The organism is Methylocella silvestris BL2 (genome assembly GCF_000021745.1).
In the GTDB taxonomy this organism is placed as follows: domain Bacteria; phylum Pseudomonadota; class Alphaproteobacteria; order Rhizobiales; family Beijerinckiaceae; genus Methylocapsa; species Methylocapsa silvestris.
Map to the genome: position 1 here is coordinate 1,212,481 of NC_011666.1, position 26,591 is coordinate 1,239,071.

Genomic DNA, 26,591 nt, shown 5'->3' on the forward strand with positions numbered 1-26,591 from the left:
GCCGTCTATCCCGAAGACTTAATGCATGATCCCGATCCGGAACGTCTGCAATCTTTCGGGAGCCAAGCCGACCCGGCTCAGCTCGTCTCCTCGTACCAGCTGCGTCCGTCGCGCTCGACGAGGGCGGTGGCGGAGGCTGGCCCCCAGGTGCCAGCAAGGTAGAAACGCGGCTCCAGCTGCGCCTGGTTCCACGCCTCGCGGATCGGATCGATCCAGCGCCACGCCGCCTCGACCTCGTCACGCCGCATGAACAGCGTGGCGTTGCCGCGTATGACGTCCATCAGCAAACGCTCATAGGCTTCCGGCGCATAGATCTGGAAGGCCTTGGCGAAATTCATGTCGAGCGGCACGTGGCGCATGCGCATGCCGCCAGCGCCGGGCTCCTTCAGCATCAGCCAGAGCTTGATTCCTTCGTCGGGCTGCAGACGCACGACAAGCCGCGTCGGCAGGATCTTGACGTCCGAGGCGAAAATCGAATGCGGCACGTTACGGAAGGAAACGATCAGCTCGGACACGCGCTTTGGCAGTCGCTTGCCGGTGCGCAGATAAAATGGCGTGCCGGCCCAGCGCCAATTGTTCACATGCACCTTCAGGGCGACAAAGGTCTCGACCTCGGTGCGCGGATTGCCGACGTCTTCCGGATAGCCGGCGACGGCGCCCGTCGCGGAGGCTCCGGCGCGATACTGCCCCCGCACGGTGAAGGCCTCGTAATTGTCGGCGTCGATCGGCGCCAGCGCCTTCAGCACCTTGAGCTTCTCGTCGCGCACCGAATCGGCCTCGAACCCGGCCGGCGCCTCCATCGCGACAAGGCAGAGAAGCTGCAGCAAATGGTTCTGCACCATGTCCCGGAGCGCGCCGGAGGTTTCGTAATAGGCGCCGCGGCCCTCGACGCCGATCGACTCGGCGACGGTGATCTCGACATGGTCGATATGGGCGGAGTTCCACAAAGGCTCAAACAGGGCGTTGGCGAAACGCAGCGCCATCAGGTTCTGCACCGTCTCCTTGCCGAGATAATGATCGATCCGGTAGATCTGGCTCTCGGCGAAGACGGCGCCCAGCGCGTCATTGATTTTCGCCGCGGAGACGGCGTCCTTGCCGATCGGCTTTTCGACGATGATGCGCGCGCCGGGCGTGATCAGCCCATAGGCTGCGAGCTGCGCCGCGACAGCGCCGAAGCGGTCAGGCCCGGTCGCGAGATAGAAGGCCCGGACATAGTTGGAGCTGTCCGGAAATTTCGCGGCGAGCACATCCCAGCCGGCGTCCGTGCCGATGTCGAGGCTGACATAATCGACCATGGCCAAAAAGGCGTCGACAGCGGATTCTTGCGTCGCCTCGGCCGCGAATTGCCGCAACGCCTTGTTGACGGTCGGCTTGAAAGAGGCAGTGTCGTAATCGTGGCGCGCGGCGCCGATGATGCGGGTGCCCTCCGAAAATTGCCCGTCAAGAAAGCGCCGGAACAGCGCCGGAAACAGCTTTCGATAGGCAAGATCCCCGGTGCCGCCGAAAACGACGATATCGAAGGGGTCGACTTTAACTATGCGAGAAACCATCGCCCGCCCGTTCCTTTCAGCGCTTCGACCCTTTGTACCAGAACTTAGCAAGAAACGATCCGGTCCCACCTCCTTGAGCTTCGCGGGCCATCATGCTCAAGCCGGGCGCGCGATTGCCCAAAGATCGTGCGATTTACCGGCGGGCCGCGCCGGACGGCAACAGCTTTTCCTTTGCAAGGAAGATGCGAAACGCTAACGCTCAGACAGCCGGCGCGCCGGATTTCATTGGTCTTGCGGCTTTGCGGAGTTTTTTTGATGTCTCGCCTGCATGAACCTTCCGAGGCCGCGCTGCCGATCTTTTTCGTCGCCGCTTCGACCTGGCCGCAGATCCGCGGCGCGTTGCCCCCGGCTGCGGCGGCTTTTGCGCAAGCCTCGAATTTCGAGCCAAAGCCGGGATCGGCGCAGCTGTTGCCGGATGCGACCGGCGCGGCCGCAGCCGTCATCTTCGCCATCGAGGAGGAGACCGCCGCCGGCAAGGATCTGCTTTTGCCGGGCAAACTCGCCGGCGCGCTGCCGCCGGGGCTCTACCGCTTCGCTAATGAGCCGCATGATTCAAGCCTCGCCGCGCTGTCCTGGTTGCTGACCGCCTATAAATTCGGGCGCTACCGGCCCGCGTCGGCCAAGGACGCGCCGCAGCTTTGCGCGCCGGCCGGCGTCGACGCTGCGCGGATCGAGCGGATCGCCGCGGCCGTGACGCTCGGGCGCGACCTCATCAACACGCCGGCCAATGATCTCGGGCCCGCCGCGCTCGAAGCGGCGGCGCTTGGCGTCGCGGCGCAGCATCAGGCCAGCGCGGCGGTGACGCGGGGCGAAGCCTTGCTCGCGGCCGGCCTGCCGCTGATCCACGCCGTCGGACGCGCATCGGCGGACGCGCCGCGCCTCGTCGATTTTTGCTGGGGCGATCCTTCTGCGCCAAAGCTCACCCTTGTCGGCAAGGGCGTCTGCTTCGATTCGGGCGGCCTCGACATCAAGCCCTCGGCCGGCATGCTGATGATGAAGAAGGACATGGGCGGCGCGGCGACGGCGCTGTCGCTCGCCTCCATGATCATGGAAGGAGGCCTCAATGTGCGGCTGCGGGTCATCCTGCCGATCGTCGAGAACGCCATCTCCGGCGACGCCTTTCGGCCAGGCGACGTCTACGCCAGCCGCAAGGGCCTCACCGTCGAGATCGGCAACACCGACGCCGAGGGGCGGCTGATTCTTGCCGACGCGCTGGCGCTTGGCGATGAGGACGCGCCGGATCTTCTGATTGATTTTGCGACCCTGACCGGCGCGGCGCGGGTGGCGCTCGGCCCCGATCTGCCGCCGTTCTATACGGCGGACGAAGAGCTCGCGGCCGAGATCGCCCGCTTTGCGACGGCGGCGCAGGACCCCGTGTGGCGCATGCCGCTCTGGGACGCCTATGACAAGATGCTCGACAGCAAGATCGCCGACCTCAACAATGTCGGCGGCGGCCCGTTCGCCGGCTCGATCACCGCCGCGCTGTTTTTGCGCCGCTTCGTCGCCAAGGCCAAAGCCTGGGCGCATTTCGACCTTTACGGCTGGACGCCGAGGGGCAAGCCGGGCCGGCCCGAAGGCGGCGAGATCCAGGCGGCGCGGCTGCTGTATGATCTCATCGAGGCGCGCTACGGCGGGCCGCCCGCGGGATGCCCCCGCGCTGTCCATCATATCGTGGCGCATATCGACGAGGCCGAGGAAGAAGAGCTCGGCGCCGAGGATAAATCGCCGTGAGGCTTCAGGCCTGATGCCGTTCGACCGCCGCCTCACCCCCGCCCGACCCGATCTCGCCGCCGCCCATTTGCGCGGACAGGTCGAGGCGGATGAGTTTGTCGAGGGCGTCCGGGTCAGCATTCGCACGGGGCTGGCCGATCTGAGGCCCGAGCCCGCGCCGGATGTCTCGATCGACACCCAGGCGCTTTATGGCGAGACGGCGCTTCTCTATGAAGACCGCGAGGGTTTTGGCTGGGTGCAGCTCGAACGCGACGGCTACGTCGGCTATCTGTCGATGGCCGAAATCGGCGCGGCCGGGAACGCCGCAAGCCACAGGGTCAAGGTCAACCGCAGCTTTATCTATCCCGCGCCCAATATGAAGCTGCCGCCGATCGGCGCCCTGCCCCTTGGCGCGCGGGTCGGCGTCGTCGAAGCGGGCGATTCCTTTGCGCGGCTTGGCGAAGGCGGGTTTGTCTTCGCCGCCCATCTTTCCCCCATCGAGGAAAAGGAGAGCGACTTCGTTGCCGTCGCGGAAAAACTCCTCCATACGCCCTATCTTTGGGGCGGCAAGTCGAGCCTTGGCCTCGATTGCTCCGGCCTCGTGCAGATCGCGCTCGACGCGGCGGGCGTAAAATCGCCGCGCGATACCGATTTGCAGGAAAAGGCGCTCGGACACGCCCTGCCCATCAATGAAGATTTATCAGGGCTTCGGCGCGGCGATCTCGTCTTCTGGCGCGGCCATGTCGGGATCATGCGCGACGCTGAGACGCTGCTGCACGCCAATGCGCATCACATGATGGTCGCGAGCGAGACTTTGCGCCACGCCCGCGACCGGATATTGGCGAAGGCGGGGCCGCCGATCAGCTCGATCCGGCGGCTTTTCCCGGCGGTCTGATTGCGTCGAGATTGATTGCGCTCATTGCATTGTCCGCGCCATCGCAGCGAAATTGCTTTTCCCACTCGCCCGCCTTATTTCTCAAATCATGCCGCTGCGCCCGATCATCATCCTGCCCGATAAACGCCTGCGCCTCGTCGCCAGGCCCGTCGCCTCCGTGGACAGCGAGGTGCGCGCGCTGATGGACGATATGCTGGAGACCATGTATGAGGCGCCCGGCATCGGCCTCGCCGCAACGCAGATCGCCGTCGACCGCCGCGTGATCGTCCTCGACGTCGCCAAGCGCCGCGATGATTCGGCCAAGGCCGATCCGATCTGCCTCGCTAATCCGGAAATCCTCTGGGCCTCGGAAGAACTGTCCTCCTATGAGGAAGGCTGTCTCTCGATCCCGGAATTTTATGAAGAAGTCTTTCGCCCCGAGAAGGTGCGGGTCGGCTATCTCGACCGCGACGGGCGCCGCCGCGAGATCGAAGCCGACGGTCTTCTCGCCACCTGCCTGCAGCATGAGATCGACCATCTGAATGGCGTCCTGTTCATCGACCATATTTCCCGGCTGAAGCGGGCGCGCATCATCAAGAAATTCGAGAAGGCGGCGAAGCTCGACGCGCAGGAGCCAAAGCGCGCCCCGCACAGCCCGCACACGGACGCCCAAAAACCCGGCGCCGCCAGCGATCTTTGAGGGGACCTTCCCCGAGCCCGCCGGCTGGGCCCGCGCCTGCCGCCCGCCCAAAACCCGGATTTTTCAATTGCGCATCGTCTTCATGGGAACGCCGGATTTCGCCGTTCCCGTCCTCACTGAAATCATCGGTCAGGGCCACGACGTCGCCGCCGTCTATAGCCGCGCGCCAAAACCCGGAGGCCGGCGCGGGCTCGAGCCAACGCTTTCCCCCGTTCATGCCGCGGCGATGCGCTTCGGGCTAAAGGTCGAGACGCCGGCGAGCCTCAAATCCGACGAGGCCATTGCGACGCTTGCGAGCTTCGAGGCCGAGGCCGCCATCGTCGTGGCCTATGGGCTGATTCTGCCTAAAGCCGCGCTCGATCTGTTTCCGCGCGGATGCCTCAATCTGCACGCTTCGCTTTTGCCGCGTTGGCGCGGCGCGGCGCCGATCCAGCGCGCCATCATGGCCGGAGACGCGGAAACCGGCGTCATGGTGATGGGAATGGAAGAAGGGCTCGATACCGGCCCGGTGGCGCTCGCCGAACGGATTGAGATCGGCCCGGAGGCAAATGCCGGCGAAGTGCATGACAGGCTGGCGCTCATCGGCGCCGATCTGATGGCGCGGGCGCTGGCGGCGCTTGCGCGCGGCAGCCTCCGCTTCACCCCGCAACCCGCCGACGGCGTGACCTATGCCGCGAAAATTGAGAAAAGCGAGGCGCGCATCGACTGGAGCGAACCGGCCAGGCGCGTGCATGATAAAATCCGCGCGCTGGCGCCCTTTCCCGGCGCCTTCTTCGAGGCCGACCTCGGCAAGGGCCCCGAACGCATCAAGATCTTGCGCGCAAAGCTCGCGCCCGGCGCCGGCGCGCCGGGAACCCTGCTCGATGATAGGTTGACGATCGCTTGTGGCGAGGGCGCCATCGCCATCCTCGACGCGCAGCGCGCCGGGCGCACGCCGATGAGCGCGGCCGAATTTTTGCGCGGCGCCTCTCTGGCGGCCGGCGTCATTCTTCCGCCGGCGGTCAACGCCATTCCCTCCTGATGCCCCGTTTCAAGCTCCTGATCGAATATGACGGAGCGCCCTTCGTCGGCTGGCAAAGACAGGCCAACGGCTTTTCCGTGCAGGAAGCGATCGAGACCGCGCTTGGCGGTTTTACCGGCGAGTCGGTTGCGATCCACGGCGCCGGGCGGACGGACGCCGGCGTCCATGCGCGGGGCCAGGTCGCCCATGTCGATTTTTCCCGCGACTGGCGGCCCGATGTCTTGCGCGACGCCGCCAACGCCTGGCTGCGGCCGAACCCGATCGCGATCCTCAAGGCGGAGCGCGTCGACGACGAATTCAGCGCGCGTTTCTCGGCCGTGCGCCGGCATTATCTCTATAAAATCATCAACCGCCGCGCGTCCTTGACCCTTGAGGCCGGACGGTGCTGGGCCATTCGCCGCAGCCTCGACGCCGGGGCCATGCATGAGGCGGCGCAGACGCTGCTCGGCTTCCATGATTTCTCGACGTTTCGCGATTCCGAATGTCAGGCGGAAAGCCCGCTGCGCACGCTGGAGCGCTTCGACGTGCTGCGCGACGGCGAAAATATCGAGATCCATGTCGCCGCGCGCTCCTTTTTGCATTCGCAGGTGCGCTCCATGGTCGGCTCGCTCGCACATGTCGGTTCGGGCAAATGGCGCGTCGAGGATATGGCGGAAGCGCTGGCGGCGAAGGACCGCCGCCGTTGCGGCGTCGTCGCGCCGCCGGAGGGGCTTTATCTGATGCAGGTCGATTACGAAGAGGCCTGACGGTTTCGAAACCTTATCCGTTCGATAAAGCCTCCGGTCTCGGAGCATGCGACTCTTGCAGACGACTGCGCCACTCCCGCGGAGACATTCCCGTCCAGCTTCGGAATGCGCGCGTAAAATGCGCCGGATCGGAATAGCCGAGTTCAAACGCAAGATCGGTGATGGAGAGGCCGGGCTCCTTCAGAAAAGCAGAGGCTTGCCGCAGCAACGTAGCGCGCAACATCGATTCGAAAGTCGCGCCGCGTTCTTCCATCCGGCGCTGCAGCGTGCGCCGGGGCAAACCGAGACGCCGCGCGATCCGATCGATGCTCGGGCGTCCCGCGAGCGCTTCGCACTGAATCAGGTGAGACACGCAGGAAAGAAAGTCGTCCTCCGGCGGAATAAACAAAAAATCGTCGCCTGGCGCTTTCCGCGCCGAACCCGGATTCGGCAATTGAAGAAGTTCGGCCGGAAATATCACGGCGGCCGCCGGCCCTGATTTCAGACTGCATCCGAAAATGGCCTCAACATCGGCCTTCGCCTGCAACGTCGCGCCCGGCAATTCGAGATGATCCGGCGCCCATCCTTTGACCGCATAGCAACGGAGAAGATCGATCATATAGCCAAGTGCCAGCAATTCGTTCTTCTGGCGGCCGACGTCGATCGGCTCCGTGATGGAATAGCTCCATTTCGCCCAACGCCCGTTCACGGCCAGCTGCATCCGCGTCGCCGCCTGGAGCAATTCGGCGAAAGCGCCAACCCCTTCTGAAATGGCCGCGCCCAAACGTGAAAACGACATGAAATGACGCCCGTAGGGTCCTAGTCCGGCAAGTCCCGCATGAATTGAAAGTCGCGCCGGAAGCGACTCGTCGCCAATCTCGCGCGCGGCGTTTTCGATCAGCCTGAACTGGTCTCGCAGCAGGATCAGCTGATTTGGTTTTTCGATGAGTTTTATGGGCAACTCGGCGCGACGAAAAACTCGCGCAAGAGAGCCGCCGGCGCGCTCAATCTCGTCGGCGACAGGGCCGATCGTGCTGACTCTCGTGAGCGCATAGGCCGTCATGGCTTCTCCACGCCAAATATCTCCTCTTGTGGCGCGAAATGGCAAATGCTGGGTTCGGCGACCTCCTAACCTGCCGCTTCCACCGAAAACATGCGCCGAAGTTTCGGGGACGGGCGCGCGCGCTCCTGCGCGCAGCCTCTACAAGGGAGCGACAGTCATGACAGTCTATCAATTCGACGAAAGCAATATTCGCTGGCATACCATCGAGGGTTTCGACCATCTTTCCTATTTCATTTATGAAGTCGACGAAATCAACAAAGGCGTTGATCTTCTCTTCAAATTCTCCGCCAATCAGAAGATTGCCTTGCACAGGCATAAAGCGAACTACAGGACTTTGGTCGTTCAGGGCGAATTGCGCATCTATCGCCCGAATGGCGAGCTGAAAGAAATACGCCCCGTTGGGAGCTATGTCGCCACCGACGCCGGCGGCGAGCCACATACCGAGGGCGGCGGCGACCAGGACGTCGTCGTCTTCTTCAGCAACCGCAATGTCGCGGACGTCATCTACGAAATTCTCGACGACGACCTACAGCCAATCGCGACATTCGGCCTGCCCGAATTCAAGGCCCTGCTCAAAGCGCAATCAACTTAGCGCGGCGCTCAGGCCAGAGCGATCGCCGAAATCTGGCGGCCATAATCAGGCTCGTCACGATGCACGGAGCGGCGGTAGGAATAGAAATGCTCCGGCTCGGCGTAGGTGTCGCGGGCAAGGTCCTCGAAAGCGCCGATGCCGGCCGCGCGCAGCCGAAAGCCGATGAAGCCGGCAAGATCGAACATGAAGCGCGTTTCGCGCGCCGACGGATCGAAAAACGCTGCGTAGCCGTCCGAGACGGCGACGAAGCGCTCGAAAAATTCCGGCCCGACCTCATAGCTTTTCTGGCCAATCGCCGGGCCGAGCGCTGCGACCGTCGCGGCGCGGGAGGCGCCCAGCTGCTCCATCGCCGAGAGCGTCGACTCAAGTACGCCGGTCAGCGCGCCTTTCCACCCCGCATGCGCCGCGCCGATCACGCGCGCCGTCTCGTCGGCGAAGAGGATCATGCCGCAATCGGCTCCCGTGACGCCGAGCGCAAGACCGGGGGTCGCCGTCGCCAGGCCGTCGCAATGCGGACGCGCGCTAAACGGGCCGGTCACGATCAGCGCGTCCGGCGAATGGACCTGATAGGGAACGAGCAGCCGCTCCGGCGCGACGCCGAGCAGCCTCGCCATGCGCCGCCGATTTTCCTTGACCGCCTCGGACGCGTCCTTCGATCCGACGCCGCCGTTGAGGCTCGCATAGACGCCCGCCGAGATGCCCCCGTTGCGCGTAAAGAATCCGTGCGAAAGCCCCTCGCGCCGCAACAGACGGGCCTGCAGCGCCTGCGGCTCCGACGGCGCCTCAACTCTCATTCGGGGCTCCCTCGGCAAAGCCCGGCGGCGGATCGAATTCGCGCCGCGTCACCGCCAGAACCTTGAACAGACGAGCCATGTCCGTCGCACGGTCGAAGCCGAGGCCTTCGCCGGCGAGACGCTCGAGCGCGCTGTTGATCGCCGCGCGCTGCGCCGGGGCGGCGGCGCGCTCCAGCGCCGAGGCCCGCTCGAAAATGCCGAGACGCGCCAGAAAATCCCCCTGCGTGACGGGTCCATGGACGGCCGCGCCGGCGCCGCGCGCCGCGCGCGCCAGCGCCGAAAAATTGACATGCGCCGTGAGATCGGCTTCGCCCGGAGACTCCAGCGGATCCACGAATTTATGCGCGCGCATCGCCTGCAGCGTCTCGCCGCGCGCGGGCTCCTCGTAGCCGTAATCGATGGCCAGCACGGCGCCGCCCTGCGTCACAACGCGGACGCCGAGCTGCGTCATCAGCCGCGCAGCGCCGGCGCCGACTTCAAGAATATCGTCCGGCTCGCCCTTGGCGGCGATCGCGCTCTCATGCGCGCCGGAGACGCCGAAGAAGAGGCGCCCGCTCTCGTCGACGCCGATCTGGCGCTCGCGCCAGCCGCCGTCCCGATGCACATAATGGCGCACAGGCAGGGCGTCGAAGAATTCATTGGCGATGAAGATCGCAGGGCCGGGGGGAACCTCGTCGACGCTCGCATGCCAGACGATCTTGATCCCCTGCCCCTCCAGCGCCGCGCGCTGCTTTTCGCGCAAAGGCAGGCTGATTTCGACGAGATGAACCGAGATGGCGTCGCGGAAGTCCGGCGCGATCTTCACGGCCCGCAGCGCATCCGCCATCAGGGTCCCACGCCCGGGCCCGAGCTCAACCAGCTTCAGCTCCTTCGGCGCGCCCATCAGGCGCCAGACTTCGACCGCCCAAAGGCCGATCAACTCGCCAAACATCTGGCTGATCTCGGGGGCGGTGATGAAATCGCCCTCCGCGCCGACCGCGACATGCGTCCGGTAATAGCCGTAAACCGGATGGCCGAGCGCCAGCGCCATATAGCGCTCGACGCTGATCGGACCGCTTTCAAGGATCATCTCTTGCAGGAGCGTTTCAAGCGGATTCATGCGGGAACAGCCTCGCGGCGGTAGGCGAACGCGACCAGCGCGAGGCCGGCGGCGATCAATGGCAGGGAGAGAAGCATGCCCATGGTCGCTCCTCCAAACAGAAAGCCGAGTTGCGGGTCGGGCTCGCGGAAAAATTCGCACAGGATGCGGGCGCAGCCGTAGCCGATCGCAAACAGGCCCGTCACGAGGCCGGACCGCTTCAGCGCGCCGAGGCGCACCGCGACGAAGAGAAGGAGGAACAGCAGGGCGCCCTCAGCGGCGGCCTCGTAAAGCTGGCTCGGATGGCGCGGCAGATCGCCCGCGCCGGGAAACACCATCGCCCAGGGAACATCGGTCGGCCGGCCCCAAAGCTCCGGCTTGATGAAATTGGCGATGCGCCCGAGAAACAGCCCGATCGGCGCAACCGCCGAGACGATATCGCCGAGGGCTAACGTCGGCAGGCCGCGACGCCTCGCCAGCAGCATCACGCCGACGCCGGCGCCGACCAGCCCGCCGTGAAAGGACATGCCGCCCTGCCAGAGCTTGAAGACGTCGAGCGGGTGCGACAGATAGAAAGCGGGATTGTAGAAAACGACATAGCCGAGCCGTCCGCCCAAAATGACGCCGAGCGCGGTATAGACCAGAAGATCGTCGATCACGCCGAGGTCTGGACGCACCCGCCCGCCCCAGAACGAAGCGCGCGCGACGAGATGGCGCGCATAGGCCCAGCCGATGACGAGCCCGGCGATATAGGCGAGCGCATACCAGCGGATCGGCAGCGGGCCGATCGAAAGCAGCACCGGATCGATGACCGGATAGGCGATCACAAACGGCATCGAAGCTCCAAGATCTTAGGGGTGATGCGACGGGGGCGCTGCGGCGTCAAGACGGCGAGAAGTCTTGTGCGAAGATCATTTCGGCTCCATGTCAGCTGTGCGCCGCCTTGGTGAATCGCGATCGGCCTCGCATGAAGTTCAAAGCCTGATTGGAGCGGAACAATGAAGGAAAACAGGGTTTTTGACGATCTGACGCGGCTGATGGCGGATGCCGGCGAGGTCGCCCATGGCATGCGGCGTGAAGCTGAGACAGCGCTGCGGACTCAGCTCGAGCGCCTTCTTTCCACAATGAATATCGTAACCCGGGAAGAATTCGAGGCGGTCAAGGAGATGGCGGCGAAGGCGCGCGCGGAAAATGAGCGATTGAGCGCCAGGCTCGCGGCGCTTGAGGCGGAGCTCACAGGCAAGGCGGCCGGTCTCGAGGATTAGAGCCAAACCGCATCCGGCTGTAAACATCCGGAATCAATCGCCTTCATGATCCTCTCTCATTTCAAAACAAAATCATGAGTGTGATCGCGGCGCCGATTGCGCCGATATGCGACTCTGCCCGCTGGGGGCGAGCCGTTCATGCGCGTTTCGCGGCTTTCGCGAAACTGCTGCTACGCTGTCCCGGGGCTTGCAAGGCAGGGGACAACCGGGTCGACGCCAGTTGCGCAGGTGGGGCGCGTTGTGATTCCTTCAGATTCATGGATCGAGAGGGCATTTGAGTCGGCGCGTTTTGCGCCCATTCGCTGCCCCTTCGTCCTTGCTGCGCGCCCGGCGAAACGCCGCGGCCGCTTGTGCTGAAGGGCCCCTTATGTCGCTTACGCAATTCGAAGCCGTCCGCTCGGAACATCCCGTGGATCTCATCGAGAGGCTTGCCGCGCATAATCAGTGGCCCTTCGACCGCGACGAGGAAGACGAGATTTCCATCACCGTGGCGGGCTGCTGGACGGATTACAATGTCGCCTTCACCTGGCTTGAGGATCTTGAGTCGCTGCATGTCGCCTGCGCCTTCGACCTCAAGGCGCCTTCGGCGCGGCGCAGCGAGATCATCGCGCTGATCTGCCTCATCAACGAACAGCTCTGGCTTGGCCATTTCGACCTCTGGACCGAAGACGGAATCGTCATGTTCCGTCACGCCATCGTGCTGTCGGGGGGCGCCGATCTCAACGGCCATCAATGCCAGACGGTGCTGACCAGCGCGGTCAAGGCCTGCGAGCGCTATTATCAGGCGTTCCAATTCGTCGTCTGGGCCGGCAAGAACGGCCGCGAGGCGATCGAGACCGTGATGTTCGAAACCCAGGGCGAAGCTTAGCCATGCCGGCGGTAGCAGCGTCTTTCCCAGCCTCGCTGGTCCTGGCGGGCGCGGGCAAGATGGGCGGCGCGATGTTGCGCGGCTGGCTCGACGCAGGGCTCGACCCGGCGACTCTCGCCGTCATCGATCCCAACGCCGGCGCGGATCTCGCCAGCCTTGCGGCGGAGCGCGGGTTTTCTCTGAATGGCGCTGCGGCGGCGCCTGAAGTTCTGGTGCTGGCGATCAAGCCGCAGGCGCTCGACGAGGCGACCGCGCTCGCGGCGCTCGCGACCCCTCAAACGCTGGTCATCTCCATTCTGGCGGGCAAGAGCATCGCCGACGTCAAAAAGCGGCTGCCCGGCGCGGGCGCGATTGTCCGCGCCATGCCCAATCTACCGGCTTCGGTCGGGCGCGGCATGACCGGGCTCAAAGCCGGGGCCGGGCTGACCGAAACGCAAAAGAAAGCGACCGAAGCCTTGATCGGCGCGACGGGCGGCTTCGAATGGGTCGAGGACGAAAGACTGATCGACGCCGTGACGGCCATTTCCGGCTCCGGCCCCGCCTATGTGTTCTATCTCGCCGAATGCCTCGCCAAGGCCGGCGAAGCGCTCGGCCTTTCGCCGCCGGTCGCCGCGCGCCTCGCCCGGGCGACGGTCGAAGGGGCGGGCGAATTGCTATTTCAAAGCGCCGATAAAACGCCGGCGCAATTGCGCGAAAGCGTCACCTCGCCGGGGGGCACCACGGCCGCAGCGCTTGAGGTGCTGATGGCCGCGGATGGGCTGGAGCCGCTGGCGCGCCGCGCCGCCGAGGCCGCGCGCCGGCGCGCGCAGGCGCTGTCAGGCTAGGCCATGCAGGCCCCTGCCCTACGGCGCGATCTGGCGGCCGGTTGCGCCATCTTCCTTGCCGTCGCGCCGCCCGGGGCAAGGGCGCAGGAGCAGTCGCGAGACCAACCGCAAGCGCCCGACGCTTTTCTGGCGCTGAATGCGGCAAGGCCCGGCGCTTTCAATTACGCCCGGCTGTCGGATATTCAGGTGTTTCTCGACGCCAGTCCGACGCGCTGCGCGGTGCTCCTCACCGACGGACAGGAGATCAAGGCGTTCCAGAAATGCGAGACGATCACCCGACATCTGGAGCATGTGGGCTTCGTCCTTCTGCCCAATGCGTTCGGGTCGGTGATGCTCGCCCCGGGGTTCGTATCGAGCCTCGTCGCGACCAGCGACGGCGGGTGCCGGCTCAATCTGCGCAATGGCAAATGGGCGCAGGTGACCCGGCCCTGCAGCAGCGTTCACGACGCGATCGGCGCGAGATAGAGCGAAACCTCAAGCATTTTTGTGAACTTGCTCTAAAATGCGAAGTCTGCGCGGCGCGGCCCGGCCGCGCCGGCGAGCCTGGAGTTGACGATGAACGAGCATAAGACATCCTCGGGAAGCGGCGCAGAAGAGGAGGCCGGCGATTTGACGTCGCCGCCGAAGGATCCGCGCGAGGCCATCGTCGAGGCGCTGCTGGAGCTCGCGAGCGAGCGCAATTGGGACGACATCACGATCTCGGACGTTGCGACGCGGGCCAATCTCTCGCTCTCCACTTTTCGGGATTATTTTCCCTCGAAGGGCGCGATTCTGGCCAGCTTCTTCCGCAAGATCGACAAGGCGGTTCTCGACGCGCCAAACGCGGATCTTGCCGGCGAGCCGGCGAAGGAGCGCCTGTTCGACGTTCTGATGCGCCGTCTCGACGCGCTTGCCCCCTATAAGCTCGGCGTCGAGAGCATTTTCGACTGGACGCGGCGCGATCCGATCGCCGCCGCCGCCGTCAATCGGCTCACCGTCAATTCGATGCGATTCATGCTGGAAGCGGCGGGAATTGAATCGGAAGGCGCCGTTGGCGCGGTCAAGCTGCAAGGGCTGGCCCTCGCCTGGGCGCGCATCCTCCCCATCTGGTTCCGCGACGACGACAGCGGCCTTGCGACGACTATGGCGGCCCTGGATCGCGAACTGACCCGGGGCGCGAGCCTCGTCGCCCGCGCCGAAGATCTGAACCGTCTCGCCGCGCCGCTCTTTACCCTCACTCGCTCCCTGTTCGACAGCCGCCGCACGAGCCGGCAGCGGGCCGAGAAGGAAGACGCGGGGATTTAGGCTAGCTGCTGCGGCGATCCGTCGGCTCCAGCCGATCCGGCTCTTTCGGCTGTTCGACCCGCGACCATTCCTGCGGATCGAGGTCGACGAGAGTCGGCGCGCCCTTGCGGCCGGGTCCCCGGCTGGTGCGGCCCGTGCTCATCCTCTCCTGAATCCAGTTGCGCACCGACGGCGCCGCCAGCGCCAGCCCGAAGAAATCCGACACGAAGCCCGGAATGATCAGCAAGACCGCGCCAAATCCGACCAGCGCGCCGTCGAGCATGGCCTCGCGCGAGGCGCCCGTCTGCCCGGACGACCGCGCCGCCATCGCGCGCCGCAGCTGAAGCGCGGTGGAAAAACCTAGCCGGCGCAGCATGGCGAGGCCGGCAAGGCTGGTCAAAAGGCACAAAAACAGCGCGCCCAGGAGCCCGACCATGCCGGACACGAGGGTGAATGCGGCGAATTCCGCAAGCAGCCAGAGAGCGAAAAAGAGCGGAATCTTGCCGCTAAGGCGCATCGATAAGACCATCACCCGAAGATGCCGCGGAGCCGCGCCGACTGGATTTCCGCCGCCTGCCGCCCCACTTCATATATGATAAGGATGAGCATGCGGCGCAACGGGCCGCGGCTGAGCCGGAGCCACTCGCACCCCATGCAAAACTCATTCGACGTCTCGACCATCATCTTCGCGCTTCTCGCCGCCTTCGTCGTATGGAAGCTGCGCAGCATCCTCGGCGCGCGGACGGGAACGGAGAAGCCGCCGAGAAACCCCTTTATCGCCGGCGAACCCTCCGCCGCAAAGCGCCCCGGCGAAGGCGAGGGCAAGGTGATTCCGCTGCCCGGCGCCTCCGCGCCAATCGCGCAGGCCGCAGCCGCCGATCCCTCCTCGCGCTGGAAACCCCATGCCGAGCCCGGCTCAAAAGCCTGGGCCGGCCTTGACGCCATCGCCGCGGCCGACCGGTCTTTCGAGATCAAATCCTTTCTCGAAGGGGCGAAGACGGCATATGAAATGATCGTGATCGGCTTTGCCGACGGCGACCGGCCGATGCTGCAGAATCTGCTCGACAAGAGCGTCTACGACAGTTTCGTCACCGCGCTCACGGAGCGCGAGAAGCGCGGCGACAAGATCGAGACGTCATTCGTCGCCATCGACAATGGGGCGATCGCCGACGCCGAGCTGAACGGCCGCATGGCCGAGATCGCCGTCCGCTTCTCGGCGCAGATCATCACGGCGACGCGCAATGCCGCGGGGACAGTGATCGAGGGCAATCCCGAACAGGTCGTCGAGATCAACGACACCTGGCGTTTCGCCCGCGACGTTGGCGCGCGCGATCCGAACTGGAGGCTCATCTCGACCGGCGACCAACGATGAGGCTCCGCCAAGCCTGACGCCTCGCCCATGGTTGCAGCGCTCCGCCTCGAATCGCTCGCCTTCTCCGATCTTCCGGGGTTCGCCGATGACGACCACGCCGCCGCCTTCGCGGCGTTTCGGCAGACGGCCGCCGCAATCGTTGCGGGTCGGCCTCCGTTGCGACAGGCCGCGCCGCCCTCGCCGGCGCTGATTTCAATCTGCCGGCGCGCGCTCGACGAGCCTTGCGGCGTCAGCGCCCCGGCCGCGCGCCGCTTCTTTGAAAGCTCCTTTCGTCCGGTTCGCGGCGCCGCTCAGGCCGGCTTTTTCACCGGCTATTACGAGCCGGTCGTCGATGGTTCGCTGACCCGGAGCGCGGATTTTGCCGCGCCGATCCTGTCTCGCCCCAATAGTCCTGCCGATACCAAACTGCCCGACCGGGCCGCCATCCTTTCGGGCGCGATCGACCATCTTTGCCAGCCGATCGTCTGGCTCAAGGACGCGGTCGAGGTTTTTCTGATCCAGGTGCAGGGCTCGGCGCGGGTGCGCCTTGCCGACGGGTGCCTGTTGCGCCTCGTTTACGCCGGGCGCAACGGCTGGCCTTACCGCTCGATCGGCGCGATCCTGATCGAAAGCCGCGCCATCGCGCCGGACGCCATGTCGCTCGCCGCGCTGAAAGGCTGGATCAGGGCGCACGGCCAAAGACAAGGCGAGGCCGGCGCGGAGCTGATGGCCCGCAATCCCTCCTATGTTTTCTTCGAGGCTGACGCGACGCTTGACCCGGCGGCCGGCCCGATCGGCGGCGCCGGACTTCCGCTGACGCCGCTGCGTTCGCTCGCGGTGGACCGCAGCCTCTATGCCTATGGAACCCCTGTCTGGATCGACGTAGATCTGGCCGCGTCCGAGGGCGGACGCGTGCGCCGCCTCATGATTGCGCAGGATACCGGCTCTGCTATTCTCGGTCCCGCGCGCGCGGATATCTTCTTCGGATCGGGAGATGAGGCCGGCGCGCGGGCCGGCAATGTGCGACATGCCGGCGAATTCGTCGCTTTGCTTCCAGCCCGGGAATGCGCCGCAGCGGGCGCCAGAGAGAGTGCGCCGCGGTGAAGGAAAGCGCTCCACCTGTCGGCCGGGGTCGACTGCGCCGGCTGTCCGATGAAGAAATCGCTTTGTGGCTTGCCGTTACAAAGACCATTTCACCACGACGGAGCAGCATTTTACCTGAACCTACGAAACTAAAACCTGAGCTCGCGCCCGAGCTCCCGGCGCCGGTCGCCGCCAGCGCAAAGGGCGCTTCCGCGAAAAACCGGGCAGCGACGCCGCCGGCGGCGATCTCCGCTCCGCCGCTCGCCCCGCTCGAGCGCAGGATGCGGCAGAAGCTCTCGCGCGGCCGCATGGCGCCGGACGCCGCGATCGATCTCCACGGATTGCGCGCGCACGAAGCCAGCCTCGCCTTGCGTCAATTTTTGGTGCGCGCGCAGCTGGACGGAGCCAAGATCGTTCTCGTCGTAACGGGAAAGGGACGCGGCGGCGCGGGAACCCCCGGCGAGGAGGAAGCCGGCGTCCTGCGCCGCAGCGTGCCGCATTGGCTGCGCGCCCATGATTATGCCTCGATCGTGGTTGGCTTCGAGGAGGCCTCGCGTCCGCATGGCGGGGCCGGCGCGCTCTATGTCCGCATCCGCCGGCCCCGCCTCCGGCGCGATTGAGATGTCCATTAAATTGATAAAATTCAGTCTGATGCCATATTATCCTCACCTTATGTCTGAATGCGCGCCCTGCGCGCGACCGGAGGATGCTTCCGTGACGACGACCAAAGCCCCCATCGACTGGACCCGCCTGACCGCCCCTTCGATCGATGATTTCGATCTGATGGCGAAGGACGCCTTCGCCGATTTACCCGAGGAGTTCCGCAAGCTGTGCGAGGGCGTCGTGATCCGCATCGAGGATTTCCCCGATGACGAGACCCTTGATGAAATGGAGTGCGAGAGCGAATTCGATCTGCTCGGCCTCTTTCGGGGTCATGGCCTCGCGCAGGGCGCCTCCAGCATGCAAACCGGCCAATTCCCCAATATGGTCTGGCTCTATCGCCGCCCGATCCTTGATTTCTGGGCGCAGCAGGACGATTCTCTTGGGGCGATCGTCACCCATGTGCTGGTTCACGAGATCGGCCATCATTTCGGCCTGTCGGACGACGACATGGAGGCGATCGAAAGCGCCGCGCGCTAGGCGCTGACAGCTCCGGCTCGCGAGGCCGATCGGCGCCTGGAGCTAAAGGAGAACGACAGGTGCTAATCACACGCAGCGGCTCACAGCCTTCCGGCAAGGGGCCGGCCGACTGGTTTACGGGCGCCGTCCGAATGGACCCGCTGTTCAGTGCGCCCGATCCGGCGCGCGTCGCCGGCGCCAGCGTCACTTTTGAGCCCGGCGCGCGCACCGCCTGGCACACGCATCCTCTCGGTCAGACCCTGATCGTCACGGCCGGCTGTGGCTGGGCGCAGCGCGAGGGCGGACCGGTCGAGGAAATCCGCCCCGGCGACGTGATCTGGTTTTCGCCGGGCGAGAAACATTGGCACGGAGCCACGCCGACGACGGGGATGACCCATATCGCCATCCAGGAAAAGCTTGACGGCAAGACTGTCGACTGGCTGGAACATGTCAGCGACGATCAGTACCGGATGTGACATCGACAATTTAGACTGACTTCTTCTCCAATTTGCCGCGCGTTGCCGCCAGAGCGCGGCTTTGTTAAATGTTCCCGCTTTCACGGCGCTGTTCGCGCCGGCGGGGCTCAGGATCGCGAAAAAAAATGGACAAATTCACCTCGCTCACCGGCGTCGCCGCGCCGCTCAAGATCACCAATGTCGACACCGACATGCTGATCCCGAAGCAATATCTGAAGACGATCAAGCGCACCGGTCTCGGCAGCGGGCTCTTCGCGGAATTGCGTTATCGCGAGGACGGCTCTGAAAATCCCGATTTCGTGCTGAACAAGCCGGCCTATCGCAAGGCGTCGATTCTCGTCGCCGGCGACAATTTCGGCTGCGGCTCCTCGCGCGAACATGCGCCCTGGGCGCTGCTCGACTTCGGCATCCGATGCGTGATCGCGACGAGTTTTGCCGATATTTTCTATAATAATTGCTTCAAGAACGGCATCCTGCCCATTGTCGTTTCGCCGGAAGAGCTGGAAAAACTGATGGACGACGCCGAGCGCGGCGCGAACGCGACCTTGTCGATCGATCTCGACGCGCAGGAAATCCGCGGCCCCGATGGCGGGCGCATCCGATTCGAGATCGACCCGTTCCGCAAGCATTGTCTTTTGAACGGCCTCGACGATATCGGACTGACGCTGGAAAAAGGCGTTCATATCGACGCGCATGAACAAAAAATTGAAGGGCGCCGGTCGTGGTTGTAGCCGACCTTCGGCGCCGCGATTTCAGCAGATCGCGAATCGTGATCGCGTTCAAACCGCTGCGAGCCAAGTAAGACGCCGTGGCAAGACATGATGATTGAGAATAGGCGCTTAATTTTCCCGGCTGATCTTTGAAAGCTTGGCCGATTTGCGCAAAGTTCCGCAGCGATTGGGCATTGCATCCGGCTTTCGTTGCCAAAACATCCATCGGGGCCGGCGATGATTTTGATCGAAACAAACGTGGCGCTGCGCCCTGCCCGTGTATAGGGAACGAAATCAGACGGTTAGACAGATTCCCTGCGAAAAGTAACAAAAATAGCCATGGCGAAGCGCGGGATGCGATGTTATATCCAGTGTCGAACGGGCTGAGACCTGTTCGAGGTAGGAAAATTAGCCCGGCTTAGTGCCTGAATTCCAGAGGAGGCTTATATGGCTTGGACGACCCCCGTGATTACTGAAGTTTGCGTTGGCATGGAAGTGACCAGCTACGCTTCGGCCGAGATCTGAAAGCTTAAAGCTCCAGACAACAGCATCGACTGATCGGCTCGCGCCTTGCGCATTCTCGTTCTTGGCTCGGCAGCGGGCGGCGGCTTTCCCCAGTGGAATTGCAACTGTCCCGTGTGCCAGCTTGCCTGGAGTGGAGACAAACGCGTCAAGGCGCGTAGCCAATCGAGTCTCGCGGTGAGCGCGGATGGGGAGCATTGGTTGCTTCTCAACGCGTCTCCCGATCTGCGGCAGCAGATTATCAACCAGCCGGCGCTTCATCCCCGCGGCGCCAGCCGGCAATCGCCAATTTCGGCCGTGTTCGTCACCAATGGCGATATCGACCATCTCGCTGGGCTTTTGACCCTCCGCGAGCAGCAGAGCTTCACCGTTTTCGGCAGCGGAGCGACCCTGGCGCAAGTCGAGGGCGCGAGCGTATTTGGGGTGTTGAACAGAGACCTCGTCGATCTGCATCCCGTCGAGCTCGATGCGACAGTCGACACGGGCGTCGGCCTGAAGGTCACCCCCTTTCCCGTGCCAGGCAAGATCCCGCTTTATCTCGAGGGGGACAATGTCGACGTCGGCGCGGAAGGCGAATCGACGATCGGGCTTGAGATCAGCGACGGCGTGAAGACCTTTTTCTACGTGCCGGGCTGCTCCGACATCAATGAACGCGTCTTCAACCGGCTCGCTGGCGCGGATGTTCTGTTCTTCGACGGAACGACATACACCGATGACGAAATGGTCGTGCTCGGCCTCTCGCCGAAAACAGCGCATCGCATGGGCCATGTCGCCATGAGCGGCGAAAACGGCTCGGTGGCGCGCTTCGCCTCTGGCGCAATCGCCAGAAAAATCTATGTGCATATCAATAATACGAATCCCGTCCTGATCGAGGATTCGAAAGAACGCGCAAGCGTCGTAAAGGCCGGGTGGGACGTCGCTTACGACGGCATGGAGGTGACATTATGAGCGGCGAAGAAGCCCTGCTCAGCGCCGAGGAGCTGGAAGCCCGCCTGCGTCAGGTCGGGGCCGAGCGCTATCACAATCTGCACCGCTTCCATCGCCGCCTGCACAGCGGCGGCTGCACTTACGAAGAAGTGCAGGCCTGGGCGCTCAACCGTTACTATTATCAATCCATGATCCCCATTAAGGACGCGACCGTTCTGACGCGGCTGACCTCTTCCGAGGATCGCCGCCAGTGGCGCAAGCGCATCGAGGATCACGACGGTCTGCGCGAAGGCGACGGCGGCATCGAGCGCTGGCTGAAGCTCACCGACAGCCTCGGTTTTTCGAGAGACTATGTGATTTCGACCGAAGGCATATTGCCGGCGACGCGCTTCGCCGTTGACGCCTATGTCGAATTCTGCCGCGCGCGCAGCGTGGTTGAAGCAGTCGCCTCGTCGCTGACCGAATTGTTCTCGCCGAATATCATCGGCGAACGGGTCGCCGGCATGCTGGCGCATTACAATTTTGTGAGCAGGGAGACGCTCGCCTATTTCTCGCAGCGCCCGCCGCAAGCGCAGCGCGACGCGGAATTCGCCCTCGCCTATTCAATCGGTCACGCCAGGACGCGCGCCGAACAGGATCTTGTCATCAAGGCGCTCGAATTCAAATGCGCGGTGCTGTGGTCGCAGCTTGACGCCCTGTGGGGCGCCTATGTCGAGCACGAGATCCCGCCGGGCGCTTGGCGGCCGGGCCAGACAGCCGCGCAGGGAGCTGCGGCATGAGCGAGACCGCCCAAGCGCCCGGGCAAGGAGTGGGGCAAGGGTCGGGTATCGTGCCCCGCCTGCCGCGCGGCGTCCGGCTCAAATTCGACGAAACACGCGGCCAATGGCTGTTGCTTGCGCCCGAGCGCCTCGTCAAAGTTGACGACATCGCCGTCGCCATCTTGAAGCGCTGCGACGGCGTCGCCACGATCGAGGCGATCGTCGAAGACCTCGCAGCGACCTTTGCGGCCGACCGCGCCCAGATCGATGCAGACGTGCGGCGGCTTTTGAACGAACTCGCCGCCAAACGCATGGTGGACCTATGAACGCTCCGGTCAAGATTTTGAACCCGGTCGGCCTGCTTGCCGAATTGACCCATCGCTGCCCGCTCGCCTGCCCCTATTGCTCCAATCCGCTTGAACTCGATTCGCGCGCGGCCGAACTCGACACCGCCGCCTGGATCAAGGTGTTTACGGAAGCGGCCGAGCTTGGCGTGCTGCACGCCCATCTCTCCGGCGGCGAGCCGGCGGCGCGGCGCGACCTCGTCGAGATCGTCGCCCATTGCGCCTCGGTCGGGCTTTACACAAATCTCATCACCTCGGGCATCGGCCTGACGCAGGAGCGCATCAAGGCGCTCGCCGACGCCGGCCTCGATCACGTGCAGCTTTCGATCCAGGACGCCGAGGCGAAATCGGCCGATCATATCGCCGGCTATGAGGGCGCCTTTGCGCGCAAGCAGTCCGTCGCCGCATGGGTGACCGCCGCCGGCCTGCCCCTCACCGTCAATGCGGTGATCCACCGCGCCAACGCCGAGCGCGCGGGGCAGATGGTCAAGCTCGCAGTCGCCCTCGGGGCGCGGCGCGTCGAAATCGCGCATACCCAATATTACGGCTGGGGCATCGTCAATCGCGCCGCCTTGATGCCGACCAAGGCGCAGGCAGACGCTGCGATCGCCGAGGTCGAGGCGCTGCGCGAGGTCTATGCCGGCGTCATCGTCATCGATCATGTGATCCCCGACTATCACGCCCGCCATCCCAAGGCGTGCATGGGCGGCTGGGCGAAGCGGACGCTGAATGTCACGCCGACCGGCAAGGTTCTGCCCTGCCATGCGGCGGAGACCATTCCGGGCCTCGAATTCTGGAACGTGCGCGACCACAGCCTGCGCGACGTCTGGTTCGCCTCGCCGGCGTTCAACGCCTTCCGCGGCACGGAGTGGATGAAGGAGCCCTGCCGCTCCTGCCCGCGCAAGGAGATCGACTTCGGCGGCTGCCGCTGCCAGGCGTTCGCCTTGACGGGAGACGCAAACGCGGCCGACCCCGTCTGCCATCTCTCGCCCGATCATGACAAGGTGGCGGCCATTGCGGCGCACGCCAACGAAGAGGAAGCGGCGACCGAGATCGCTTACGTCTATCGCGGCGTCAAGGCCCCTGTTCCAGCCGAATAGTTCTGCCGCCCCGAAGAGTCGCCGAGCAAATGACCGCTAAGCGGGCTCGCCGGCGATCACACTCTTTATATATTTGTTTCCAGACGTGATGACTGGGCGCATAGTTGCGGCTTTTCCAGCATCATTGTTTGTTAACTTATGGGGTTTTTCCGTCCGGAACATGGTTCGCGGTGGAAAACTATCCCGCGCGACTTGGATCTACGCTTCGCGCCTGCCGAAATGCTTTGCGTCGTCCCGCTGTCTTGCTCTAGAATCTTGGCAACCGCGCCGTCTCGTCCTATAGGGATTGGGTGTGGTTGGACGGCCGGGAGCTCCGGCGGGAGAGAGCAGCGATGGCGAACGTGGTGAAAGGCCCGCTCGACCGCCTCGAGACGTCCGAAGGCCCCGCCCACGGGGACGTCGCGCTGTCCGATAAATATGATCTCGCCAAGCGCCGGATTTTCGTTTCCGGCCCGCAGGCCGTGGTGCGCCTGCTGCTCCTGCAAAAGGAGCGCGACCGCCGCGCCGGCCTCAACACCGCCGGCTTCATCTCCGGCTATCCCGGCTCGCCGCTCGGCGGCCTCGACCATGGCTTCCTGCGCGCCGGCGCCGCGCTCGAAGCGAGCGACATCAAATTCCAGCCCGGCCTCAACGAGGATCTCGCCGCGACCGCGATCTGGGGCGCGCAGCAGGCCGAAATGCGCGGCGAGGGCAAGTTCGACGGCGTGTTCGGTCTCTGGTACGGCAAAGGCCCCGGGGTCGACCGCTCCGGCGACGTTTTGCGCCACGTCAATCTGGCGGGCACATCGAAATATGGCGGCGTGGTCGCCCTGATGGGCGACGATCATACCGCCGAATCCTCGTCCACCGCGCATCAGTCGGAATTCACCTTCATCGACGTGATGATGCCGATCCTCTCGCCGTCCGGCATACAGGAGATCGTGGATTACGGGCTGCTCGGCTTCGCCCTCAGCCGTTACGCCGGCGTCTGGGTCGGCCTCAAATGCCTGAAGGACACCGTCGAGGCGACCGCTTCGATCGACGGATCGCTCGACCGGATCAGCCCCGTCCTTCCGGATGATTTCGCCCCTCCCCCGGGCGGCCTCAACATCCGCCCGCGCGACGCCGTGCTCGATCAGGAAAAGCGGCTGCATTATTTCAAGCGCGACGCCGTGCTCGCCTGGCTGCGCGCCAACCGCCTCAACAAGATCGTCATTTCCGGCGGCGCCAAGGCGCGGATCGGCGTCATCGCGGCCGGCAAATCCTATCTCGACGTGCGTCAGGCGATGGACGACCTTGGCGTTGACGAGGTGCGCGCCAATGCGCTCGGATTGCGCGTTCTGAAAGTCGGCTGCGTCTTTCCGCTGGAGCCGGCTTCCTTGCGCGAATTCGCGCGCGGCCTCGACCTCATCATCGTCGTCGAAGAAAAGCGGGCGCTGATCGAGGCGCAGCTGCGGCACGAACTCTATGGCTCGGCCGACCAGCCGGTCGTGATCGGCAAGCAGGACGAGGCGGGCCGCTGGCTTTTCCCGGCGCCCGGCGCGCTCGACGCCAATGACATCGCCATCGCCATCGGCCGCCGGCTGCTGCGCGCCAATCGCAGCGAGGATCTCGAACAACGCGTCGCGGCGCTCGAACGCGCGCAGGCGATGCTCGGCGCGAGCGAGACGCTGCCGGTCCGCACGCCCTATTTCTGCTCCGGCTGCCCGCATAACCGCTCGACGGAAGTGCCGGATGGCATGCGCGCCTATGCCGGCATCGGCTGCCATTATATGGCGCAGACGATGGACCGCTCCACCGAGGGCTACACCCATATGGGCGGCGAGGGCGCGAACTGGATCGGCGAGGCCCCGTTCTCGACCAGGCCGCACGTCATCCAGAATCTCGGCGACGGGACCTATAATCATTCCGGCATTCTCGCCATCCGCTTCGCCGTCGCGGCGCAAACCAACATCACCTACAAAATCCTGTTCAACGACGCGATCGCCATGACCGGCGGCCAGCGCCTCGAAGGCGGTCTGACTGTCGACCGCATCGCCCGCCAGCTCGCGGCGGAGAATGTCGCGCGGATCACCGTCGTGACCGACGAGCCGCAAAAATATCCGGCCGATGTCGAATGGCCGCCGGGGCTCGATATTTTTCCGCGCGAAAAACTCGATGAGGCGCAGCGCGCGCTCGCCGACGTGCGCGGCGTTTCGATCCTGATCTACGACCAGACCTGCGCCGCGGAAAAGCGGCGCCGGCGCAAACGCGGCGAATATCCGGATCCGCCGAAGCGGGTCATCATCAACGAACTCGTCTGCGAAGGCTGCGGCGATTGCGGCGTCAAATCGAATTGCGTCTCGATCCAGCCGCTCGAGACCGAATTTGGCCGCAAGCGGGCGATCGACCAATCGACCTGCAACAAGGATTTTTCCTGCGCCGACGGCTTCTGCCCGGCTTTCGTAACGGTGCACGGAGCGCAGCTTAAACGCCCGCCCGAGGCGCAGGCTTTCGACGCCTCAACTCTACCGCGCCCGCGCCTGCCGGAAATCGGGGCGCGGCCCTATGGCGTGCTTGTCGCCGGCATCGGCGGCTCCGGCGTCGTGACCATCGGCGCCATTCTCGGCATGGCCGCCCATATCGAGGGCAAGGGCTGCGGCGCGATCGACATGGCCGGACTAGCGCAAAAGGGCGGCCCGGTGGTCACTCACGTCAAGATCGCGGCGCGGCCGGACGATATTCACGCGATCCGGGTCGCCGCCGGCGAGGCCGATCTGCTGCTCGGCTGCGACCTTGTCGTCACCGGCTCGGCGCAGGCGCGCGCCGCCATCCGCAAGGGCGAGGCCGGGGTCGTCGTCAATAGCGCGGAGATTTTCCCCGGCGATTTTACCCGCGATCCGGATTTCGACCTGTCGGGAGAGTCGATCCGCCGCGCAATCCGCCAGGCGGCCGGAGACAAAGCCTTTTTCGTTGACGCCAGCGCGACCGCCGCGACGCTTCTGGGAAATTCCATCGGCGCCAATATGTTCATGCTGGGATTTGCCTGGCAGAAGGGCTTCGTGCCTCTCGAGGAAGTCTCGCTGCTGCGCGCGATAGAACTGAATGGCGAAGCCGTCGCGATGAACCGGCAGGCCTTTTTCTGGGGCCGCCGCGCCGCGGCCGATCCGGCGTCGGTCGCCGCCGCCGCCGCCGCGCTCAACCCGCGCGCGGCGCCCCCGGAGCCGCAATCGCTCGAGACCTTGATGCGCCGGCGGGCCGAATTCCTGATCGACTACCAGAACGCCTCCTATGCCAAGCGCTATCTGCGCGCCGTGCGGAGGATCGCCGAGGCGGAGCAGATCAAGGCGCCCGGAAGCGACGAACTGGCGCAGGCTGTCGCGCGCGGCCTGTTCAAGCTGATGGCGATCAAGGACGAATATGAAGTCGGCCGGCTCTATTCCGACGGCAGTTTCGCGCGGCAGGTCGCGGCGACGTTCGACGGCGACCTCAAATTTGAGTTCCATCTCGCCCCGCCCGTGCTGGCGCGCAAAAACGCCAAGGGCGAATTGCTGAAATCGAGCTACGGCCCGTGGATGGCGGAGGTCTTCAAGACGCTGGCGCGGCTGAAAATCCTGCGCGGAACGCCGTTCGACCTGTTCGGCTATTCGCGGGAGCGGCGCATGGAGCGCAAGCTGATCGTCGGCTATGAACGCGCGCTTACCGAGATCGCCGTGACGCTGACCCCCGACAATCACGCAATCGCGGTCGAATTCGCCGAACTGCCGCATAAGGTCCGCGGCTTCGGCCACGTGAAGCTGCGCAACGCCAAGGACGCGACATTCGAAGGGCTGGAGCTAATGGACAAGTTCCGGATGAAGTCCGGCCACATGCAGCTGGCCGCCGAATAGCGTTTTGCGCTCGCCCTTTTGCGAAG

27 protein-coding genes and 1 pseudogene are annotated in these 26,591 nt (G+C 64.6%); 22 read left to right on the forward strand and 6 right to left on the reverse strand.

From position 1 onward, the window contains the following. Positions 1–77: 77 nt before the first annotated feature. Positions 78–1,550 carry a glucose-6-phosphate dehydrogenase gene (zwf, locus tag MSIL_RS05800; RefSeq protein WP_012590164.1) on the reverse strand — a complete coding sequence of 491 codons (1,473 nt, stop codon included), beginning with the start codon at positions 1,548–1,550 and terminating at the stop codon, positions 78–80. A gap of 255 nt (positions 1,551–1,805) precedes the next feature. Between zwf and MSIL_RS05805 the strand changes: the two genes are divergently transcribed. The 5 genes from MSIL_RS05805 (at position 1,806) to truA (ending at position 6,601) form a co-directional block, all read left to right on the forward strand. After that, positions 1,806–3,281: a leucyl aminopeptidase family protein gene (locus MSIL_RS05805; protein ID WP_012590165.1), complete on the forward strand. Its 1,476-nt coding sequence runs from the start codon at positions 1,806–1,808 to the stop codon at positions 3,279–3,281. A 13-nt stretch (positions 3,282–3,294) separates the two neighbouring features. Continuing rightward, positions 3,295–4,155: a C40 family peptidase gene (locus MSIL_RS05810; RefSeq protein ID WP_012590166.1), complete on the forward strand. Its 861-nt coding sequence runs from the start codon at positions 3,295–3,297 to the stop codon at positions 4,153–4,155. Between the two features lie 88 nt (positions 4,156–4,243). After that, positions 4,244–4,834: a peptide deformylase gene (gene def, locus MSIL_RS05815; RefSeq protein ID WP_012590167.1), complete on the forward strand. Its 591-nt coding sequence runs from the start codon at positions 4,244–4,246 to the stop codon at positions 4,832–4,834. A 67-nt stretch (positions 4,835–4,901) separates the two neighbouring features. Further along, positions 4,902–5,855 carry a methionyl-tRNA formyltransferase gene (gene fmt / locus MSIL_RS05820; RefSeq protein ID WP_041367672.1) on the forward strand — a complete coding sequence of 318 codons (954 nt, stop codon included), beginning with the start codon at positions 4,902–4,904 and terminating at the stop codon, positions 5,853–5,855. After that, the gene (gene truA / locus MSIL_RS05825) at positions 5,855–6,601 is read left to right on the forward strand and encodes a tRNA pseudouridine(38-40) synthase TruA (RefSeq protein WP_012590169.1); all 747 of its coding nucleotides are present in this window, start codon (positions 5,855–5,857) and stop codon (positions 6,599–6,601) included. Before fmt ends, truA begins: the two co-directional genes overlap by 1 nt. A gap of 13 nt (positions 6,602–6,614) precedes the next feature. Here the strand turns inward: truA and MSIL_RS05830 are convergent, their stop codons facing one another. Further along, the gene (locus tag MSIL_RS05830) at positions 6,615–7,643 is read right to left on the reverse strand and encodes an AraC family transcriptional regulator (protein ID WP_012590170.1); all 1,029 of its coding nucleotides are present in this window, start codon (positions 7,641–7,643) and stop codon (positions 6,615–6,617) included. Positions 7,644–7,800: 157 nt separating this feature from the next. Between MSIL_RS05830 and MSIL_RS05835 the strand changes: the two genes are divergently transcribed. Next, a complete protein-coding gene (locus MSIL_RS05835) occupies positions 7,801–8,235 on the forward strand; it encodes a cupin domain-containing protein (RefSeq protein WP_012590171.1) in 435 nt (144 codons plus the stop codon). A gap of 8 nt (positions 8,236–8,243) precedes the next feature. On the opposite strand, the gene pgeF is transcribed toward MSIL_RS05835, so the two are convergent. The 3 genes from pgeF to lgt are packed head-to-tail and all read right to left on the reverse strand — an operon-like array spanning position 8,244 to position 10,943. Beyond that, positions 8,244–9,029 (reverse strand): peptidoglycan editing factor PgeF, encoded by a 786-nt coding sequence (gene pgeF / locus MSIL_RS05840; RefSeq protein WP_012590172.1) that lies wholly within the window; start codon positions 9,027–9,029, stop codon positions 8,244–8,246. Continuing rightward, positions 9,019–10,128, reverse strand: a complete 1,110-nt coding sequence (locus tag MSIL_RS05845) for a class I SAM-dependent methyltransferase (protein ID WP_012590173.1) — start codon at positions 10,126–10,128, stop codon at positions 9,019–9,021. Before MSIL_RS05845 ends, pgeF begins: the two co-directional genes overlap by 11 nt. Continuing rightward, positions 10,125–10,943 (reverse strand): prolipoprotein diacylglyceryl transferase, encoded by an 819-nt coding sequence (gene lgt, locus MSIL_RS05850; protein ID WP_012590174.1) that lies wholly within the window; start codon positions 10,941–10,943, stop codon positions 10,125–10,127. The genes MSIL_RS05845 and lgt overlap by 4 nt, the downstream gene beginning before the upstream one ends. A gap of 162 nt (positions 10,944–11,105) precedes the next feature. Here lgt and MSIL_RS05855 point away from each other — a divergent pair, with 162 nt between their 5' ends. From MSIL_RS05855 to MSIL_RS05875, 5 genes are all read left to right on the forward strand, one after another. Then, positions 11,106–11,372 carry an accessory factor UbiK family protein gene (locus MSIL_RS05855; RefSeq protein WP_012590175.1) on the forward strand — a complete coding sequence of 89 codons (267 nt, stop codon included), beginning with the start codon at positions 11,106–11,108 and terminating at the stop codon, positions 11,370–11,372. Positions 11,373–11,739: 367 nt separating this feature from the next. After that, on the forward strand, positions 11,740–12,240 hold the full coding sequence (locus MSIL_RS05860) for a type III secretion system chaperone family protein (RefSeq protein WP_012590176.1): 501 nt from the start codon (positions 11,740–11,742) through the stop codon (positions 12,238–12,240). A gap of 2 nt (positions 12,241–12,242) precedes the next feature. Continuing rightward, complete coding sequence (gene proC, locus MSIL_RS05865) at positions 12,243–13,064, forward strand: pyrroline-5-carboxylate reductase (RefSeq protein WP_012590177.1); 822 nt, start codon at positions 12,243–12,245, stop codon at positions 13,062–13,064. A gap of 3 nt (positions 13,065–13,067) precedes the next feature. Beyond that, positions 13,068–13,529: a hypothetical protein gene (locus tag MSIL_RS05870; protein WP_012590178.1), complete on the forward strand. Its 462-nt coding sequence runs from the start codon at positions 13,068–13,070 to the stop codon at positions 13,527–13,529. Positions 13,530–13,619: 90 nt separating this feature from the next. Further along, entirely contained in the window at positions 13,620–14,348 is a 729-nt protein-coding gene (locus MSIL_RS05875) for a TetR/AcrR family transcriptional regulator (RefSeq protein WP_012590179.1), read from the forward strand. Between the two features lies 1 nt (position 14,349). On the opposite strand, the gene MSIL_RS05880 is transcribed toward MSIL_RS05875, so the two are convergent. Then, positions 14,350–14,856, reverse strand: coding sequence for an FxsA family protein (locus tag MSIL_RS05880; RefSeq protein WP_012590180.1), 507 nt, complete (start codon positions 14,854–14,856; stop codon positions 14,350–14,352). A 123-nt stretch (positions 14,857–14,979) separates the two neighbouring features. Between MSIL_RS05880 and MSIL_RS05885 the strand changes: the two genes are divergently transcribed. From MSIL_RS05885 to MSIL_RS05935, 11 genes and pseudogenes are all read left to right on the forward strand, one after another. After that, complete coding sequence (locus tag MSIL_RS05885) at positions 14,980–15,699, forward strand: Tim44/TimA family putative adaptor protein (RefSeq protein ID WP_012590181.1); 720 nt, start codon at positions 14,980–14,982, stop codon at positions 15,697–15,699. A 27-nt stretch (positions 15,700–15,726) separates the two neighbouring features. After that, complete coding sequence (mltA, locus tag MSIL_RS05890; protein WP_012590182.1) at positions 15,727–16,782, forward strand: murein transglycosylase A; 1,056 nt, start codon at positions 15,727–15,729, stop codon at positions 16,780–16,782. Positions 16,783–17,042: 260 nt separating this feature from the next. Further along, positions 17,043–17,381 carry a Smr/MutS family protein gene (locus MSIL_RS22300; protein ID WP_425277110.1) on the forward strand — a complete coding sequence of 113 codons (339 nt, stop codon included), beginning with the start codon at positions 17,043–17,045 and terminating at the stop codon, positions 17,379–17,381. Positions 17,382–17,475: 94 nt separating this feature from the next. Continuing rightward, the gene (locus MSIL_RS05900; RefSeq protein WP_012590184.1) at positions 17,476–17,901 is read left to right on the forward strand and encodes a metallopeptidase family protein; all 426 of its coding nucleotides are present in this window, start codon (positions 17,476–17,478) and stop codon (positions 17,899–17,901) included. Between the two features lie 59 nt (positions 17,902–17,960). Then, complete coding sequence (locus MSIL_RS05905; RefSeq protein WP_012590185.1) at positions 17,961–18,356, forward strand: (R)-mandelonitrile lyase; 396 nt, start codon at positions 17,961–17,963, stop codon at positions 18,354–18,356. A gap of 125 nt (positions 18,357–18,481) precedes the next feature. After that, entirely contained in the window at positions 18,482–19,087 is a 606-nt protein-coding gene (leuD, locus tag MSIL_RS05910) for a 3-isopropylmalate dehydratase small subunit (protein ID WP_012590186.1), read from the forward strand. Between the two features lie 426 nt (positions 19,088–19,513). Beyond that, a complete protein-coding gene (gene pqqA, locus MSIL_RS22305; RefSeq protein ID WP_083772291.1) occupies positions 19,514–19,591 on the forward strand; it encodes a pyrroloquinoline quinone precursor peptide PqqA in 78 nt (25 codons plus the stop codon). A gap of 45 nt (positions 19,592–19,636) precedes the next feature. Further along, positions 19,637–20,536, forward strand: a complete 900-nt coding sequence (gene pqqB / locus MSIL_RS05915; RefSeq protein WP_012590187.1) for a pyrroloquinoline quinone biosynthesis protein PqqB — start codon at positions 19,637–19,639, stop codon at positions 20,534–20,536. Further along, a pseudogene (gene pqqC, locus MSIL_RS05920) lies at positions 20,533–21,599 on the forward strand (pyrroloquinoline-quinone synthase PqqC). The gene pqqB and the pseudogene pqqC overlap by 4 nt, the downstream one beginning before the upstream one ends. Continuing rightward, positions 21,596–22,717 carry a pyrroloquinoline quinone biosynthesis protein PqqE gene (gene pqqE / locus MSIL_RS05930; RefSeq protein ID WP_012590190.1) on the forward strand — a complete coding sequence of 374 codons (1,122 nt, stop codon included), beginning with the start codon at positions 21,596–21,598 and terminating at the stop codon, positions 22,715–22,717. Before pqqC ends, pqqE begins: the two are co-directional and overlap by 4 nt. Before the next feature lie 332 nt (positions 22,718–23,049). Then, positions 23,050–26,565, forward strand: coding sequence for an indolepyruvate ferredoxin oxidoreductase family protein (locus tag MSIL_RS05935; RefSeq protein WP_012590191.1), 3,516 nt, complete (start codon positions 23,050–23,052; stop codon positions 26,563–26,565). Positions 26,566–26,591 lie beyond the last annotated feature (26 nt).

What these genes read in the sequence shown, in the direction of transcription:
- MSIL_RS05845 (WP_012590173.1), bottom strand. Translation starts at nt 10,128, where the DNA reads ATGAATCCGCTTGAAACGCTCCTGCAAGAGATGATCCTTGAAAGCGGT.
- pgeF (WP_012590172.1), bottom strand. Translation starts at nt 9,029, where the DNA reads ATGAGAGTTGAGGCGCCGTCGGAGCCGCAGGCGCTGCAGGCCCGTCTG.
- MSIL_RS05885 (WP_012590181.1), top strand. Translation starts at nt 14,980, where the DNA reads ATGCAAAACTCATTCGACGTCTCGACCATCATCTTCGCGCTTCTCGCC.
- MSIL_RS22300 (WP_425277110.1), top strand. Translation starts at nt 17,043, where the DNA reads ATGCGGCAGAAGCTCTCGCGCGGCCGCATGGCGCCGGACGCCGCGATC.
- MSIL_RS05830 (WP_012590170.1), bottom strand. Translation starts at nt 7,643, where the DNA reads ATGACGGCCTATGCGCTCACGAGAGTCAGCACGATCGGCCCTGTCGCC.
- leuD (WP_012590186.1), top strand. Translation starts at nt 18,482, where the DNA reads ATGGACAAATTCACCTCGCTCACCGGCGTCGCCGCGCCGCTCAAGATC.
- pqqA (WP_083772291.1), top strand. Translation starts at nt 19,514, where the DNA reads ATGGCTTGGACGACCCCCGTGATTACTGAAGTTTGCGTTGGCATGGAA.
- pqqE (WP_012590190.1), top strand. Translation starts at nt 21,596, where the DNA reads ATGAACGCTCCGGTCAAGATTTTGAACCCGGTCGGCCTGCTTGCCGAA.
- MSIL_RS05875 (WP_012590179.1), top strand. Translation starts at nt 13,620, where the DNA reads ATGAACGAGCATAAGACATCCTCGGGAAGCGGCGCAGAAGAGGAGGCC.
- lgt (WP_012590174.1), bottom strand. Translation starts at nt 10,943, where the DNA reads ATGCCGTTTGTGATCGCCTATCCGGTCATCGATCCGGTGCTGCTTTCG.
- zwf (WP_012590164.1), bottom strand. Translation starts at nt 1,550, where the DNA reads ATGGTTTCTCGCATAGTTAAAGTCGACCCCTTCGATATCGTCGTTTTC.
- mltA (WP_012590182.1), top strand. Translation starts at nt 15,727, where the DNA reads ATGGTTGCAGCGCTCCGCCTCGAATCGCTCGCCTTCTCCGATCTTCCG.
- def (WP_012590167.1), top strand. Translation starts at nt 4,244, where the DNA reads ATGCCGCTGCGCCCGATCATCATCCTGCCCGATAAACGCCTGCGCCTC.
- MSIL_RS05935 (WP_012590191.1), top strand. Translation starts at nt 23,050, where the DNA reads ATGGCGAACGTGGTGAAAGGCCCGCTCGACCGCCTCGAGACGTCCGAA.
- MSIL_RS05810 (WP_012590166.1), top strand. Translation starts at nt 3,295, where the DNA reads ATGCCGTTCGACCGCCGCCTCACCCCCGCCCGACCCGATCTCGCCGCC.
- MSIL_RS05880 (WP_012590180.1), bottom strand. Translation starts at nt 14,856, where the DNA reads ATGGTCTTATCGATGCGCCTTAGCGGCAAGATTCCGCTCTTTTTCGCT.
- MSIL_RS05835 (WP_012590171.1), top strand. Translation starts at nt 7,801, where the DNA reads ATGACAGTCTATCAATTCGACGAAAGCAATATTCGCTGGCATACCATC.
- MSIL_RS05860 (WP_012590176.1), top strand. Translation starts at nt 11,740, where the DNA reads ATGTCGCTTACGCAATTCGAAGCCGTCCGCTCGGAACATCCCGTGGAT.
- MSIL_RS05805 (WP_012590165.1), top strand. Translation starts at nt 1,806, where the DNA reads ATGTCTCGCCTGCATGAACCTTCCGAGGCCGCGCTGCCGATCTTTTTC.
- MSIL_RS05870 (WP_012590178.1), top strand. Translation starts at nt 13,068, where the DNA reads ATGCAGGCCCCTGCCCTACGGCGCGATCTGGCGGCCGGTTGCGCCATC.
- proC (WP_012590177.1), top strand. Translation starts at nt 12,243, where the DNA reads ATGCCGGCGGTAGCAGCGTCTTTCCCAGCCTCGCTGGTCCTGGCGGGC.
- truA (WP_012590169.1), top strand. Translation starts at nt 5,855, where the DNA reads ATGCCCCGTTTCAAGCTCCTGATCGAATATGACGGAGCGCCCTTCGTC.
- MSIL_RS05855 (WP_012590175.1), top strand. Translation starts at nt 11,106, where the DNA reads ATGAAGGAAAACAGGGTTTTTGACGATCTGACGCGGCTGATGGCGGAT.